A 13,086-nucleotide genomic window follows, 5' to 3' on the forward strand; every position below is an offset into this window, starting at 1 on the left:
TGAGTCCGATGAGCCAGGCGGCACAGAACCTGAACTGGTTGATCACCAACTTCGTGGACAACACCCCCGGGGTGTCCCACACGGTGGTGGTCTCCGCCGACGGCCTGCTGCTGGCGATGTCCGAGGGCTTCCCGCGGGACCGCGCCGATCAGCTGGCGGCCGTCGCCTCCGGTCTGACCTCGCTGACCGCCGGTGCCTCGCGCATCTTCGAGGGCGGCACCGTGGCCCAGACGGTCGTGGAGATGGAGCGGGGGTTCCTCTTCCTGATGTCCGTCTCGGACGGGTCGTCCCTCGCGGTACTGGCCCACCCGGAGTGCGACATCGGCCTGGTCGGCTACGAGATGGCGCTGCTCGTCGACCGCGCGGGGGCGGTCCTCACCCCGGACCTGCGCGCCGAACTACAGGGCAGTCTGCTTCACTGACCGGCCCCGGCACCACCCAGCTCACCAAAACACCGTCCGGCCGCCACAAACCCCCCACCGGCCCCGTCAGGCGGCTTGACTGACCGACTTGCTGTCCCGCCCGGAGGATCCATGACCCCGCCCACCGCCCATCACGATCCGTATGCGGAACCGTACGGGGACGAGGGCGACCAGCCGCTGGTGCGGCCTTACGCCATGACCGGCGGCCGGACCCGGCCGCGCTACCAGCTCGCCATCGAGGCGCTGATCAGCACCACGGCCGACCCCGCCGCGCTCATGGGGCTGCTTCCCGAGCACCAGCGGATCTGCCACCTGTGCCGTGAGGTCAAGTCGGTGGCCGAGGTCTCCGCGCTGCTGAACATGCCACTGGGAGTGGCCCGGATCCTGGTCGCCGACCTGGCCGAGGCCGGCCTGGTCGCCATCCACCAGCCGGGCGGGGACGAGAACAACGGCGGCGCTCCGGACGTGACGCTGCTCGAAAGGGTGCTCAGTGGACTTCGCAAGCTCTGACTCGGGACGGGCCACCACCTCCGCGAAGATCGTGGTGGCGGGCGGCTTCGGCGTGGGCAAGACCACGTTCGTCGGCGCCGTCTCGGAGATCAACCCGCTGCGCACCGAGGCCGTGATGACCTCGGCCTCGGCCGGCATCGACGACCTCACGCACACCGGGGACAAGACCACCACCACGGTGGCGATGGACTTCGGCCGTATCACCCTGGACCAGGACCTCATCCTGTACCTGTTCGGTACGCCGGGTCAGGACCGCTTCTGGTTCATGTGGGACGACCTGGTGCGCGGCGCGATCGGCGCGGTCGTCCTCGTCGACACCCGCAGGCTCGCCGACTGCTTCCCGGCCGTCGACTACTTCGAGAACAGCGGCCTGCCGTTCGTCATCGCCCTCAACGGCTTCGACGGCCACCAGCCGTACACGCCGGACGAGGTCCGCGAGGCACTCCAGATCGGACCGGACACCCCGATCATCACCACCGACGCCCGGCACCGCGCCGACGCGAAGAGCGCGCTGATCACGCTGGTCGAGCACGCGCTGATGGCGCGACTGCGGTGACCGGTCGCGGTCACCGCGCGCGGTAGCACTCAAGTGCGACGCCCCGTACGGCAGTTGCCGTACGGGGGTGCGCGAGGCCCGGCGGAGCCGACTGTGGCCTTTGCCACGGTCGGCCGCGGTGTTCATAACAGTTCGGCAGAGGAATCGTCCGAGTCCACCACGCGACGCGGTCACCCGATGCCGCTGCGCGCACGATTGCCCCGCCTTTTGGCGGGGCTCGCTCTTTATGACCGTTTTATCTCTCGCTTACAACCAAACGGTCACAAGGTTTCCACTGTTTGGAAGTGCGCTGGTCCACGTGCTGGAATGCCTGAACTGCCCCATGGTCCCTGACGTACTGCGTCGCCGTCGGCCGAGCGGGCTCTGAGAGACTGCGGCACGACGTAGGTGCCGACCGCCGAGAGGTTGTTGGTCGAGTGAGGCGAAGCAAGAGCGGTCCCGAGCCGTCGGCGCGGGGCAACTTCACCCCGCCGCCGCGCGCCGCGGCGCCCGCCCCGGCGTCGGGCGCGGAGCCGGCGGACACTCCCGCGCCGAGCGGTGGCCGTTTCTCCCCGCGCAACTGGCGGGTGCCCACCAGACTGAACGCGATCCTGCTCATACCCGCGGCCGTCGGCCTGGTCATGGGCGGCTTCCAGGTGAACAGCTCCATCGACACCTGGCAGCAGGCCCGGGACGCCGAGAACACCGCCCGGCTGGTGCGCGCGGCCCTCGTCTACGCGGACGCCGTGGAGAACGAGCGCGACATCACCGCCGAGCCGCTCCTTCTGAACAAGAAGGACAGCAAGAGCAAGGCGACGATCGAGAACGCGCGCAGGACCACCGACGAGGCCGCCGCCGGTTTCACCGAGGCGACGAAGAGCATGCCGCACACGCCCGGTCTGGAGCGTCGGCTGAAGCTGTTCCGCCAGGCCGAGCCCGAGATCCAGGTCCTGCGCAAGACCGCCTACACCTCCAAGCTCACCGGCGTGCAGACCGAGGAGGCGTACGTCGAGGTCGCCCACCCCCTGATGGAGTTCGCCAACGAGCTGGGTCTGGGCACCGGCAACATCACCTCGTACGGCCGTACCGTCTACGCCATGTCGCTGACCAAGGCGGCGCTGTCGCTGGAACGATCCATCGGCACGCATCTGCTGGTCAAGCCGGGTCCGGACGCGCCGAACCTGTCCACCCAGCGGGTCGCCCTGTCCTCGTACGCCTACCTTGAGCGCATCGCGATCGAGGAGTATCAGGGCGGCGGCACCGCGCAGGACTCGCAGGTGCTGGCCGACGCGCAGAAGAAGGTCACGGCGGACGCCAGGGCCGAGGCCGCGCAGGCCAAGCTGGACGACCCGAACTACGTGGCGCCGCCGAGCAACCCGAACACCATGGTCTCGGCGCTGGCCACCATGAAGGACACCAGCCCGGCCACCCGCGAGGCGCTCGCCGCGAACGGTGTCAGCGCGCAGAACTGGTTCGCGGTCAACACGCTCAAGTACAAGGCGTACCGCAAGATCGAGTCGGACATGGCCGACAAGGCCGTGAACGAGGCGTCCGGCATCGCCGACGACGCCCGCACCTCCGCGATCATCACCGGCACCGTCGTGGTCATCGCCCTGCTGCTCGCCTTCCTCCTGGCCGGTGCGGTCGCCCGGCAGATGAGCCGCTCGATGCGCCAGTTGCGCAACGCGGCCTTCGGCATCGCCGAGCAGCGCCTGCCGATGCTGGTCGACCAGCTCTCGCGCACCGACCCCGGCCGGGTCGACACCCGGGTCGCCCCGATCCCGATCCACACCAAGGACGAGATCGGCGAGGTCGCCCGCGCCTTCGACCAGGTGCACCGCGAGGCGATCCGGCTCGCCTCCGAGCAGGCCCTGCTGCGGGGCAACATCAACGCGATCTTCACCAACCTGTCGCAGCGCAACCAGTCGCTGATCGAGGGCCAGTTGACCCTGATCACCGACCTGGAGAACAACGAGGCCGACCCGGACCAGCTGGAGAACCTCTTCAAGCTGGACCACCTGGCCACCCGTATGCGCCGCAACGGCGAGAACCTCCTGGTCCTCGCCGGCGAGGAGCCCGGCCGCCGCTGGGACCAGCCGGTCCCGCTGGTGGACGTGCTGCGCGCCGCCTCCTCCGAGGTGGAGCAGTACGAGCGCATCGAGCTGTCCGGTGTCCCGGACGCCGAGATCCACGGCCGCGCGGTCACCGACCTCGTGCACCTGCTGGCCGAGCTGCTGGAGAACGCCACCACGTTCTCCTCGCCGCAGACCAAGGTCAAGGTCACCGCGACCCGGCTGCCCGACGGCCGGGTCATGGTCGAGATCCACGACAAGGGCATCGGCCTGACCGCCGAGGACTTCGCGGACATCAACCACAAGCTGGCCAACCCGCCGACCGTGGACGCCGCGATCTCCCAGCGCATGGGCCTGTTCGTGGTCGGCCGGCTGTCCGACCGGCACGGCATCCGGGTCCAGCTGCGTCCCTCGGGCGAGCAGGCCGGCACCACCTCGCTGGTCATGCTGCCGGACGCGATCACGCACGGCGGCGGCGGTGACACCGCGCTGGAGCGCGAGGAGTTCACGGTCTCGCAGATCATCCCGGAGCAGCAGTTCCAGGCGGAGCGCCCGGCGGCGCAGCCGCTGCGCACGGCCGCCGAACTCGGCTTCGACGACAGCCAGTACACCGAGGTCCCCGACGACATCCGGGAGCTGGACCCGGTCGGCCGCTCGCTGCTGCGCGAGGGGCGCCGCGCCGCCCTGGACACGCAGGGCAACGGCCGGCCGCAGCAGGCCGAGCCGCGCCAGGACACCGGCGAGACCTACGCACAGCCGCCGTTCGACGGCCAGGGCACCGGTTTCCCCGAGCAGCCGCAGCAGCCGTACGAGGAGACTCCCCACCAGGAGGCCGCGTACCAGGAGCACGCGTACCCGGAGCAGGCGTACCCGGATCAGGCGTACCAGGAGCCGTACACGGAGACGCCGTCCGCGTCCTACGAGCGGTCGTACGACGGGCAGTACTACCCCCACGACGGTGAACTGCCGGGCGCGGAGGGTTACCCGGCGAACGGCGGCTACCCGGCCAACGGCTATGCGGAGCCCGTCTACCAGGGCGACTGGCAGCAGCAGGGCGCCTACCAGAACGGCTACCCGGCCCATTACGCTCCGGAAACGGAATCCGCGCCGGCCGACACGGGTGCGCAGAACCACGTAGGCTTCGACAGTCCCGGAGCGTTCGCCCCCGCCGCGCACGAGCTGACCGACGCCGGGCTGCCCCGCCGGGGATCCGTCCCGAACGGCTTCGACGGCGCGGCCCCCGCGCAGCAGGAGGCGTCGGCCGCCGCACCGGAGAACACCGGTGACGGTGAACGGCGTTCGGCGGACGAAGGCGACAAAGACGACGACTGGCGTTCGGCGAACGACGAGCGCTGGCAGCAGGCCTCCCAGCTGCGCAAGCCCAAGGCCGGCGGGGTCACCGCCTCCGGGCTGCCGCGGCGGGTGCCCAAGGCCAACCTGGTCGAGGGCAGCGCCGAAACCACCCCCCAGGGAGGCCCCCAGGTCTCCCGCGCCCCGGAGGACGTCCGGGGCAGGCTGAGCAACCTGCGCCGAGGCGTCCAGCGCGGACGCACCGCAGGCAGTGAAACGAACGGCCAGGCCACTGGGAATCAGCACAGTGGTCCTGACAGCACCTACAACCAGGAGCGTTAGTGTGAGCCCGATGAGCCAGGCGGCACAGAACCTGAACTGGTTGATCACCAACTTCGTGGACAACACCCCGGGGGTGTCCCACACGGTGGTGGTCTCCGCCGACGGACTCCTTCTGGCGATGTCCGAAGGCTTCCCCCGTGACCGCGCCGACCAGCTCGCCGCCGTCGCCTCCGGTCTGACCTCGCTGACCGCCGGTGCCTCGCGCATCTTCGAGGGCGGCAGCGTCAACCAGACGGTTGTGGAGATGGAGCGGGGATTCCTCTTCATCATGTCCATCTCGGACGGATCGTCCCTCGCCGTCCTGGCCCACCCGGAGGCGGACATCGGTCTCATCGGGTACGAGATGGCCCTCCTGGTGGACCGCGCGGGCACGGTCCTCACCCCGGATCTCCGCGCGGAGCTCCAGGGCAGCCTTCTCAACTAGTAATCGGACGGTGCGTATTCGTGTCCCGGGGCCTTAAGGTTTCGGGACGCGGCTCCACACGGATGGGTGCCCGACGCAGTCGGAGGAGGAGAAAGTGGCAACACCCCCAGGAGGTTCGCCCTCGGGCAATTGGTCGTACGGCCCTGCCCAGGGCCACGGCGACGGCTCGGCGAACCCGTACGACTTCCCCTCCGCACCGCACCACCGGCAGCCCTACGCCCCGCAGCATCCCGCCCCCTCGCCGTACGACCGGCCGCAGGGACCCGGTCCCTCGCCGTACGACCAGCCGCCTGCCCCGCGCATCCAGCCGGTCCAGCCGCAGCGCCGCGCCGAGCCGGCGCCCGCGGCGAACAACCCCTTGGTGCGTCCGTACGCCATGACCGGTGGCCGGACCCGCCCGCGCTACCAGCTCGCCATCGAGGCGCTGGTGCACACCACCGCGGCTCCGCACCAGATGCAGGGTCAACTGCCCGAGCATCAGCGGATCTGCAATCTCTGCCGGGAGATCAAGTCGGTGGCCGAGGTCTCGGCCCTGCTGACGATCCCCCTCGGCGTGGCCAGGATCCTCGTCGCCGACTTGGCGGAGGCGGGCCTGGTCGCCATCCATCAGCCCGGCGGCGACGAGAACGCCGGTGGCCAGCCAGACGTGACACTGCTCGAAAGGGTGCTCAGTGGACTTCGCAAGCTCTAGCGGAGGGCCGGTTTCTCAGAGTCGCTCCACCACCTCCGCGAAGATCGTGGTGGCGGGCGGCTTCGGCGTGGGCAAGACCACGTTCGTCGGCGCCGTCTCGGAGATCAACCCGCTGCGCACCGAGGCCGTCATGACGTCCGCTTCGGCCGGCATCGACGACCTCACCCACACCGGGGACAAGACCACCACCACGGTGGCCATGGACTTCGGCCGTATCACCCTCGACCAGGACCTCATCCTGTACCTGTTCGGTACACCGGGTCAGGACCGCTTCTGGTTCATGTGGGACGACCTGGTGCGCGGCGCGATCGGCGCGGTCGTCCTCGTCGACACCCGCAGGCTCGCCGACTGCTTCCCGGCCGTCGACTACTTCGAGAACAGCGGCCTGCCGTTCGTCATCGCCCTCAACGGCTTCGACGGCAACCAGCCGTACAACCCGGACGAGGTCCGCGAGGCACTCCAGATCGGCCCGGACACCCCGATCATCACGACGGACGCACGTCATCGGGCGGACGCGAAGTCGACGCTCATCACGCTCGTGGAGCACGCGCTGATGGCGCGTCTGCGATAGCGGCCGCTGATCTGTACGCCATGAGGGGCCGGCGACCCGATGGGTCGCCGGCCCCTGTCGAACGGGAAAGCGGGCCCATGACCACGACGTTCATCATGCCCACCTCGCCGGAGACGCGGGAACTCCTCGACTCGATCGCGGACGAGATGGTCACGGAGATCGGCATCCCGTATGCCGAGGCCGTCGCCCGGATCAACGCGCACTGGCACCGGCAGGACCTGTCCGACGAGGACTGCATCGTCCTGCATGAGGACGAACGGTTCTGGTCGTTCGTGATGTATTACGGCAGGAATGTGCCGGACTGGCGCCCGGGGGCGGATCGCAGTGGCTGGGTCCCCACGGAGCCGCCGGCCGCCGGTACGAAGTTCTGGACGGTACGGGACTGACATGCGACGAGAGCCGCCGACCCCGACAGGGGCGGCGGCTCTCGGTGTTCACGGGCCCGAAGCGTCAGTGCCAGCTGTGCGGGGCGCGGAAGCCCGGTTCGCGCTCCAGGCGGCGCCAGCCGGCCTTGGGGTGCGGGCGGTGGTGGGTCGGCTCGGCGGGGCGGGCGGCGGCGCGGGCGAGGAGGACGGCCGTGATGGCGGCGACCTCTTCGGGGTCGGCGTGACCCTTCTCGACGCGGATGTCGGCAGTGCTCATGGGTGTCGGTCTCCGTAAGAGAGATGTCCGCTGGGTTACTGCGGGGGGTTGCCGTGCTTGCGGGACGGGAGGTCGGCGTGCTTGGTCTGGAGCATCGCCAGCGACTTCGCCAGCACCTCGCGGGTCTCGGCCGGGTCGATGACGTCGTCGACCAGGCCGCGCTCGGCGGCGTAATAGGGGTGCATCAGCTCGGACTTGTACTCCTTGACCATGCGGGAGCGCATGGCCTCGGGGTCCTCGGCCTCGGCGATCTGGCGGCGGAAGATGACGTTGGCCGCGCCCTCCGCGCCCATCACGGCGATCTCGTTGGTGGGCCAGGCGTAGGTGAGGTCGGCGCCGATCGACTGGGAGTCCATGACGATGTAGGCACCTCCGTACGCCTTGCGCAGGATCAACGAGATCCGCGGCACGGTGGCGTTGCAGTAGGCGTACAGCAGCTTCGCGCCGTGCCGGATGATCCCGCCGTGCTCCTGGTCGACGCCCGGCAGGAACCCGGGAACGTCCAGGAAGGTCACGATCGGAACATTGAAAGCGTCACACATCTGGACAAAGCGCGCAGCTTTTTCGCTGGCCTCGATGTCCAGTACGCCCGCGAGGACCTGCGGCTGGTTGGCGACGATGCCGACCACCTGGCCGTCGATGCGGGCGAGGGCGCAGATGATGTTGCGCGCCCAGCGCTCGTGGACCTCCAGGTACTCGCCGTCGTCGACGATCTCCTCGATGACCTTGGTCATGTCGTACGGCCGGTTGCCGTCGGCCGGGACCAGGTCGAGCAGGACGTCGGAGCGGCGGTCGGCCGGGTCGGAGCACTCCGTGCGCGGCGGGTTCTCGCGGTTGTTCTGCGGCAGCAGCGACAGGAGGTAGCGCACCTCGGCGATGCACGTCTCCTCGTCGTCGTACGCGAAGTGACAGACGCCGGAGGTCTCGGCGTGCACGTCCGCGCCGCCCAGGCCGTTCTGGGTGATCTCCTCGCCCGTCACCGCCTTGACCACGTCCGGCCCGGTGATGAACATCTGCGAGGTCTCGCGGACCATGAAGACGAAGTCCGTGAGGGCCGGCGAGTACGCCGCGCCGCCCGCGCACGGGCCGAGCATCACGGAGATCTGCGGGATGACGCCCGAGGCCTTCGTGTTGCGCTGGAAGATGCCGCCGTACCCGGCGAGCGCGCTGACGCCCTCCTGGATGCGGGCGCCCGCGCCGTCGTTCAGGGAGACCAGGGGCGCGCCGGCCGCGATGGCCATGTCCATGATCTTGTGGATCTTGGTGGCGTGGGCCTCGCCCAGCGCGCCGCCGAAGATCCGGAAGTCGTGCGCGTACACGAAGACCGTACGGCCCTCGACCGTGCCCCAGCCGGTGACGACACCGTCGGTGTACGGCTTCTTGGCCTCCAGGCCGAAGCCGGTCGCGCGGTGCCGGCGCAGCTGCTCGACCTCCTGGAAGGAACCCGGGTCCAGGAGCAGCTCGATCCGCTCCCGCGCCGTCAGCTTGCCCTTGGCGTGCTGCGCCTTGGTCGCCTTCTCGCTGGGGCCGGCCACGGCCTGCGCACGGATGTCGTGCAGTTCGGCGACCCGTCCGCGCGCGTCCGTCGGCTCGCCGGTCGGCTCACCCGTCGTCTCTTCCAAAACGGTCATGTAGCGACCTTACGAAGGACACCAAGGAAAGCGAGCCGTCGACTCCGTACAGTCTCACGCCCGTTTTCCTGGTGCGAGTGAACAGAACCATGGCGAAGTGCAGCCATTCCAACTGCTCAGAGGCGGCTTGCGTTGTGGGAACCCAACAAGGGCGACACTGGGGAACCATCCCGCATTCGTGGGAACGGGCATGCCATCCCTGGAGTGACACCACCCCTCGGACGGCCCTCAGCCGCGTCCCGGCCCCCACCGTATGCGCATCTCGCCACGGACGCGCATAGTGACTTTGAGTCATTGACGCGCCACGCTGCGGATGAGGTTGAAAACCGAACGGAATGGGTCTACGGTCTGAGTCGTCGGATTCGTTGAACGTTAAACAGAATGGCTCCAGGAGGACGTCATGGGCATCTTCGGCCGCAAGGACAGCACGACCGCCACCCCCGCGCGGGGCGCCGGCCCCGATCTGGCCGCGGTGACCGGCGACTACACGATCGACCCCGCGCACACCACGATCGAGTTCGTGGCCCGCCACGCGATGGTCACCAATGTGCGCGGCAGCTTCCAGGACTTCACCGGCAGCCTCCACCTGGACGGTCAGGATCCGGCCAAGTCCACGGCCACGCTCGACATCACGATGGCGAGCATCGACACCGGCAACGCCGACCGCGACGGCCATCTGAAGTCGGCCGACTTCTTCAAGATCGACGAGTTCCCGACCATGACCTTCCGCTCCACCGAGGCGGAGTCCCTGGGCGGCGAGGACTACCGCATCACCGGTGACCTCTCCCTGCTCGGTGTCACCAGGCCGATCACCATCGACCTGGAGTTCAACGGCATCGCCAAGGACCCGTTCGGCAACGAGCGGGCCGGCTTCGAGGGCAGGTCCGAGCTGCTGCGCTCCGAGTGGGGCCTGACCTGGAACGCCGCGCTGGAGACGGGAGGGGTGCTGATCTCCGACAAGATCAAGCTCAACTTCGACATCTCCGCGATCAAGAACGCGTGAGCACCGGCCGGCGGCGCCGCACCGGCAGCAGCCACCACGCCGACGCCACCGACAGCACCGCTCCCGCCGCGATCGCGGACAGCCGGGTCGGCAGCAGCTCGGTGGCGTTCTGGCCGAAGTACCCGAGGAGCAGGGAGAGGGCGGTGGTCATGCCGGCCGCCCAGAAGGCGTAGTCGAGCGGGCGCAGCCACAGGGCCACGGCGAGGACGCCGAACAGCGCCACCACCGCCGGACGCCCGCCGAGCCCGCACGCCGCCACGCCGGTCGCCAGCAGCGTGCCCGCGCAGGCGCCGAGGAACCGGCGAACTCCCTTGCGCAGTACGTCGTCCCGCCCCCGGTTGCCGCTCGCCGCGACGTACGCGGTGAGCACGAGCCAGGGCCAGTGGTCGTCGTACAGGAGCCGTCCGAGCGTGAACGCGGCGGCGATCGCGGCCGCCATCTGTACGGCCATCCGCGTGCTGGGGCGCGGGCGCGACGTGGCCGCGCGGCGGGGTTTTGGGGGCTGGGGGGATTCAGGGGCCTGGGGGCTCGGCAGGCACCGGCCGGCCAGGGTCCGTACCAGCAGCACGCTCGCCCAGGCCAGGGCGCCGATCAGCGCGGACCAGGCCCAGTTCACCGCCTCGGGCCGGGCGCCGGGGGGCAGGGTGGGCCCGGGGACGATCAGCAGGGCGATGAGCGGCAGGGTGATCAGGGTGCCCGCGCGGGTGGCGGCGGGGCCGTGGCGGCGGATCCAGATCGCGAGGGCGAGGGCGGCGGTGAAGAGGGCCGCGCCGAGCCAGTAGTGGGCGAGGAGCAGCCGGGACAGGCCCGCGCACCCGGCCGCCGCGAGGGGCAGCAGGGCGAGCGCGGTGAGCCGGCCGCGCCGATCGGCGGACCATCCGCCCCGGGACAGGGTCAGGGTGAGGGCGACCGCGAGGACCACGGAGTCCGTGTGCAGCCCGGCCGCGCCCTCCAGCCACAGGGCGGCCGCCCAGGAGAGCAGGACCGCCGTCATCGTCCCGACTGCTTCATAAGCGTTGCGTATCAGTATTCGACGCACTGGCCGAGAATAGAGCCTGAGAGTCGGTTCTTTGATAAGCGATTGCGTACGATATTGCGCATGGATGATCATCTCGCCGATGCCGCCGCTCTCCGCCGTGCCGTCGTCCGCGTCAACCGGCGGCTGCGGCAGGAGCGCGGGGAGGGGGGCCTGAGCCCCAATCAGCTCGCGGTGCTGGGACATCTGCACGCGCACGGCCCGGCCACGCCGGGGCGGATCGCGGCGCGGGAGCGGCAGCGGCCGCAGTCGCTGACGCGGGTGTTCGCCGACCTGGAGGCGGAGGGGCTGATCGCCCGGGAGCCGGACGCGGGCGACCGCCGGCAGTCCGTGCTGACCCTGACCGAGCCGGGGCGGCGGGCGCTGGAGCGGGACATGGCCGAGCGGGACATCTGGCTCGCCGCGGCCCTGAGCACGCTCGGGGAGACGGAGCGGGGGGTGCTGACGCTGGCGGCGGCGCTGCTGGAGCGGGTGGGGTCGATGGAGATACCGGGCACGGAGGTCTGACCGCCGCCCCCTGCGGGAGACCCGCCCCCTACCGGGCCGCCCCTTACGGGTGCGCCTCAGTTCCCGAACCCGCCCCCGAAATCGCCCCCGTCTCCCCCGCCGAAGCCCCCGCCGTCGCCGAACCCGCCCCCGAAGTCGCCGGGGTCGAAGTCGGTGCCGGAGACATCGCCGCCCTGGAAGTCGGTGCCGCCGAAGTCGCCGTACCCGGCGCCGTAGTCGGCCGCGTACGAGGGGGTGGACATCATGGTGCCGAGCAGGGTGCCGAAGAGGAGGCCGGGGAGGATCCCGCCGCCGAAGTAGCCGCCGGCCCAGGGACCGTAGGCGGGGCCCGCGTCCCAGTAGGGGCGGCGGCCGTACTCCGTGTCCACCTCGCGCACCACGGGATCGCGGCCGTCGGCGAGGCGGGTGGCGTCGGCGGCGCAGACCGGTACCTCGCGCGGGGCGCCGCCGGGCGGGGTCCAGGCGGCGTCGGCGACGGAGGGGCCGTGGCGCGGGTCGAAGAAGCAGGGCGGCCGGCGCTCGGGCAGCGGGCGGCCCTCGCGGCGCGCGGCCAGCCGGGCGAGGCTGAAGCGGCCGTCCTCCAGCGTCTCGGTGACCGGCCGGACGTCCTCCGGCCGGCCCGCCTCGGCCATCCGCTGCTTCGCCCTCTCGTAGGCGTCCAGGGCGCGCTCGTAGTCGCCGCGCATCGCGTCGTCCGCGCCGGGTTCGGCCGGGTGGAAGTCGAGGCGGTCCAGTTCCTCGCCGAACGCGGTGATGTCCTCGTCCACCACCACCCGCAGCCGTTCCAGGGCGGCCCGCTGCTCCTTCTCGCGCCGCCGCCGGCCCCGCCGTACCAGCGTGTACGCGCCCGCGGCACCCGCCACCAGCACCGCGGCGACCGCGATCAGGCCCACTCCGGAGCCGCTCCCGCTGCCGGCGGCGTGCCAGCTGCGGGGCGCGCGGCCGCCCATGTGGGCGAGGGCCCGGTCGGTGAAGTCGGTGAGCTGGGCCTTGGCGCTCTCGCCGCGGACGCTGGTCACCAGGTTCTGCCGGGCGGTCGCCGACAGCACGGAGGCGTCGGCGCGGGCGTCGAAGCGGTCGCCGAGCCGGATGCCGTACAGGCCGGTGACGCCGGTGGCGGCGCGCAGGTCGGCGAAGAGGCTCGTGGTGGGGTAGCCGGCCGGGAGGACGGCGATGAACAGCGGTTTGTTCGCGTCCTTGATCCGTTTCGCCAGCGCGTCGGCGTCCGCGCGGGACAGCTGGGCGGAGGCCGCCGGGTCGACGTAGACCGGGCCGGCGCGCAGGGCGCGGGCGATGGTGGAGACGCCGGTGTCCGCGCTCGCCCCGGGGGCGAGGCTGGTCGCCAGCACCAGGGCGAGCACGGCGAGCAGCAGGGCGGGGAGGCTTCGGGTCCGCGGGACGGCCTTCATG

General features: G+C 70.7%; 14 protein-coding genes. 10 read left to right on the forward strand and 4 right to left on the reverse strand.

Going from position 1 to position 13,086, the window contains the following annotated elements:
- Positions 1 to 8 precede the first annotated feature (8 nt).
- From QHG49_RS10910 to QHG49_RS10945, 8 genes are all read left to right on the forward strand, one after another.
- Positions 9 to 422, forward strand: a complete 414-nt coding sequence (locus QHG49_RS10910; RefSeq protein WP_023546525.1) for a roadblock/LC7 domain-containing protein — start codon at positions 9 to 11, stop codon at positions 420 to 422.
- Positions 423 to 533: 111 nt separating this feature from the next.
- Positions 534 to 932 carry a DUF742 domain-containing protein gene (locus tag QHG49_RS10915; protein WP_037654659.1) on the forward strand — a complete coding sequence of 133 codons (399 nt, stop codon included), beginning with the start codon at positions 534 to 536 and terminating at the stop codon, positions 930 to 932.
- Positions 913 to 1,488 carry an ATP/GTP-binding protein gene (locus QHG49_RS10920; protein ID WP_145485626.1) on the forward strand — a complete coding sequence of 192 codons (576 nt, stop codon included), beginning with the start codon at positions 913 to 915 and terminating at the stop codon, positions 1,486 to 1,488. The genes QHG49_RS10915 and QHG49_RS10920 overlap by 20 nt, the downstream gene beginning before the upstream one ends.
- A 416-nt stretch (positions 1,489 to 1,904) precedes the next feature.
- Positions 1,905 to 5,171 carry a nitrate- and nitrite sensing domain-containing protein gene (locus tag QHG49_RS10925; protein ID WP_301489091.1) on the forward strand — a complete coding sequence of 1,089 codons (3,267 nt, stop codon included), beginning with the start codon at positions 1,905 to 1,907 and terminating at the stop codon, positions 5,169 to 5,171.
- 10 nt (positions 5,172 to 5,181) lie between these two features.
- Complete coding sequence (locus QHG49_RS10930; RefSeq protein ID WP_004983065.1) at positions 5,182 to 5,595, forward strand: roadblock/LC7 domain-containing protein; 414 nt, start codon at positions 5,182 to 5,184, stop codon at positions 5,593 to 5,595.
- 94 nt (positions 5,596 to 5,689) lie between these two features.
- Complete coding sequence (locus QHG49_RS10935; protein WP_145485628.1) at positions 5,690 to 6,286, forward strand: DUF742 domain-containing protein; 597 nt, start codon at positions 5,690 to 5,692, stop codon at positions 6,284 to 6,286.
- Complete coding sequence (locus tag QHG49_RS10940) at positions 6,267 to 6,857, forward strand: ATP/GTP-binding protein (RefSeq protein ID WP_085566719.1); 591 nt, start codon at positions 6,267 to 6,269, stop codon at positions 6,855 to 6,857. Before QHG49_RS10935 ends, QHG49_RS10940 begins: the two co-directional genes overlap by 20 nt.
- Before the next feature lie 77 nt (positions 6,858 to 6,934).
- Entirely contained in the window at positions 6,935 to 7,243 is a 309-nt protein-coding gene (locus QHG49_RS10945) for a hypothetical protein (RefSeq protein WP_301489119.1), read from the forward strand.
- A 64-nt stretch (positions 7,244 to 7,307) separates the two neighbouring features.
- Here QHG49_RS10945 and QHG49_RS10950 read toward each other — a convergent pair whose 3' ends face one another.
- Both QHG49_RS10950 and QHG49_RS10955 read right to left on the reverse strand, forming a co-directional pair.
- Complete coding sequence (locus QHG49_RS10950; RefSeq protein ID WP_145485630.1) at positions 7,308 to 7,499, reverse strand: acyl-CoA carboxylase subunit epsilon; 192 nt, start codon at positions 7,497 to 7,499, stop codon at positions 7,308 to 7,310.
- 35 nt (positions 7,500 to 7,534) lie between these two features.
- On the reverse strand, positions 7,535 to 9,130 hold the full coding sequence (locus tag QHG49_RS10955; protein WP_301489122.1) for an acyl-CoA carboxylase subunit beta: 1,596 nt from the start codon (positions 9,128 to 9,130) through the stop codon (positions 7,535 to 7,537).
- A gap of 400 nt (positions 9,131 to 9,530) precedes the next feature.
- Between QHG49_RS10955 and QHG49_RS10960 the strand changes: the two genes are divergently transcribed.
- Entirely contained in the window at positions 9,531 to 10,133 is a 603-nt protein-coding gene (locus tag QHG49_RS10960; RefSeq protein WP_159705323.1) for a YceI family protein, read from the forward strand.
- Here the strand turns inward: QHG49_RS10960 and QHG49_RS10965 are convergent.
- Positions 10,120 to 11,127, reverse strand: coding sequence for an FUSC family protein (locus QHG49_RS10965; RefSeq protein ID WP_301489123.1), 1,008 nt, complete (start codon positions 11,125 to 11,127; stop codon positions 10,120 to 10,122). The two genes, QHG49_RS10960 and QHG49_RS10965, sit on opposite strands and share 14 nt — an antisense overlap.
- 105 nt (positions 11,128 to 11,232) lie before the next feature.
- On the opposite strand from QHG49_RS10965, the gene QHG49_RS10970 reads away from it, so the two are divergent.
- Complete coding sequence (locus tag QHG49_RS10970; RefSeq protein ID WP_159705317.1) at positions 11,233 to 11,676, forward strand: MarR family winged helix-turn-helix transcriptional regulator; 444 nt, start codon at positions 11,233 to 11,235, stop codon at positions 11,674 to 11,676.
- 56 nt (positions 11,677 to 11,732) lie between these two features.
- Here the strand turns inward: QHG49_RS10970 and QHG49_RS10975 are convergent, their stop codons facing one another.
- Positions 11,733 to 13,085 (reverse strand): hypothetical protein, encoded by a 1,353-nt coding sequence (locus QHG49_RS10975; RefSeq protein WP_301489126.1) that lies wholly within the window; start codon positions 13,083 to 13,085, stop codon positions 11,733 to 11,735.
- Position 13,086: the final 1 nt, after the last annotated feature.

It is taken from the genome of Streptomyces sp. WP-1, from assembly GCF_030450125.1.
Lineage (GTDB): Bacteria > Actinomycetota > Actinomycetes > Streptomycetales > Streptomycetaceae > Streptomyces > Streptomyces incarnatus.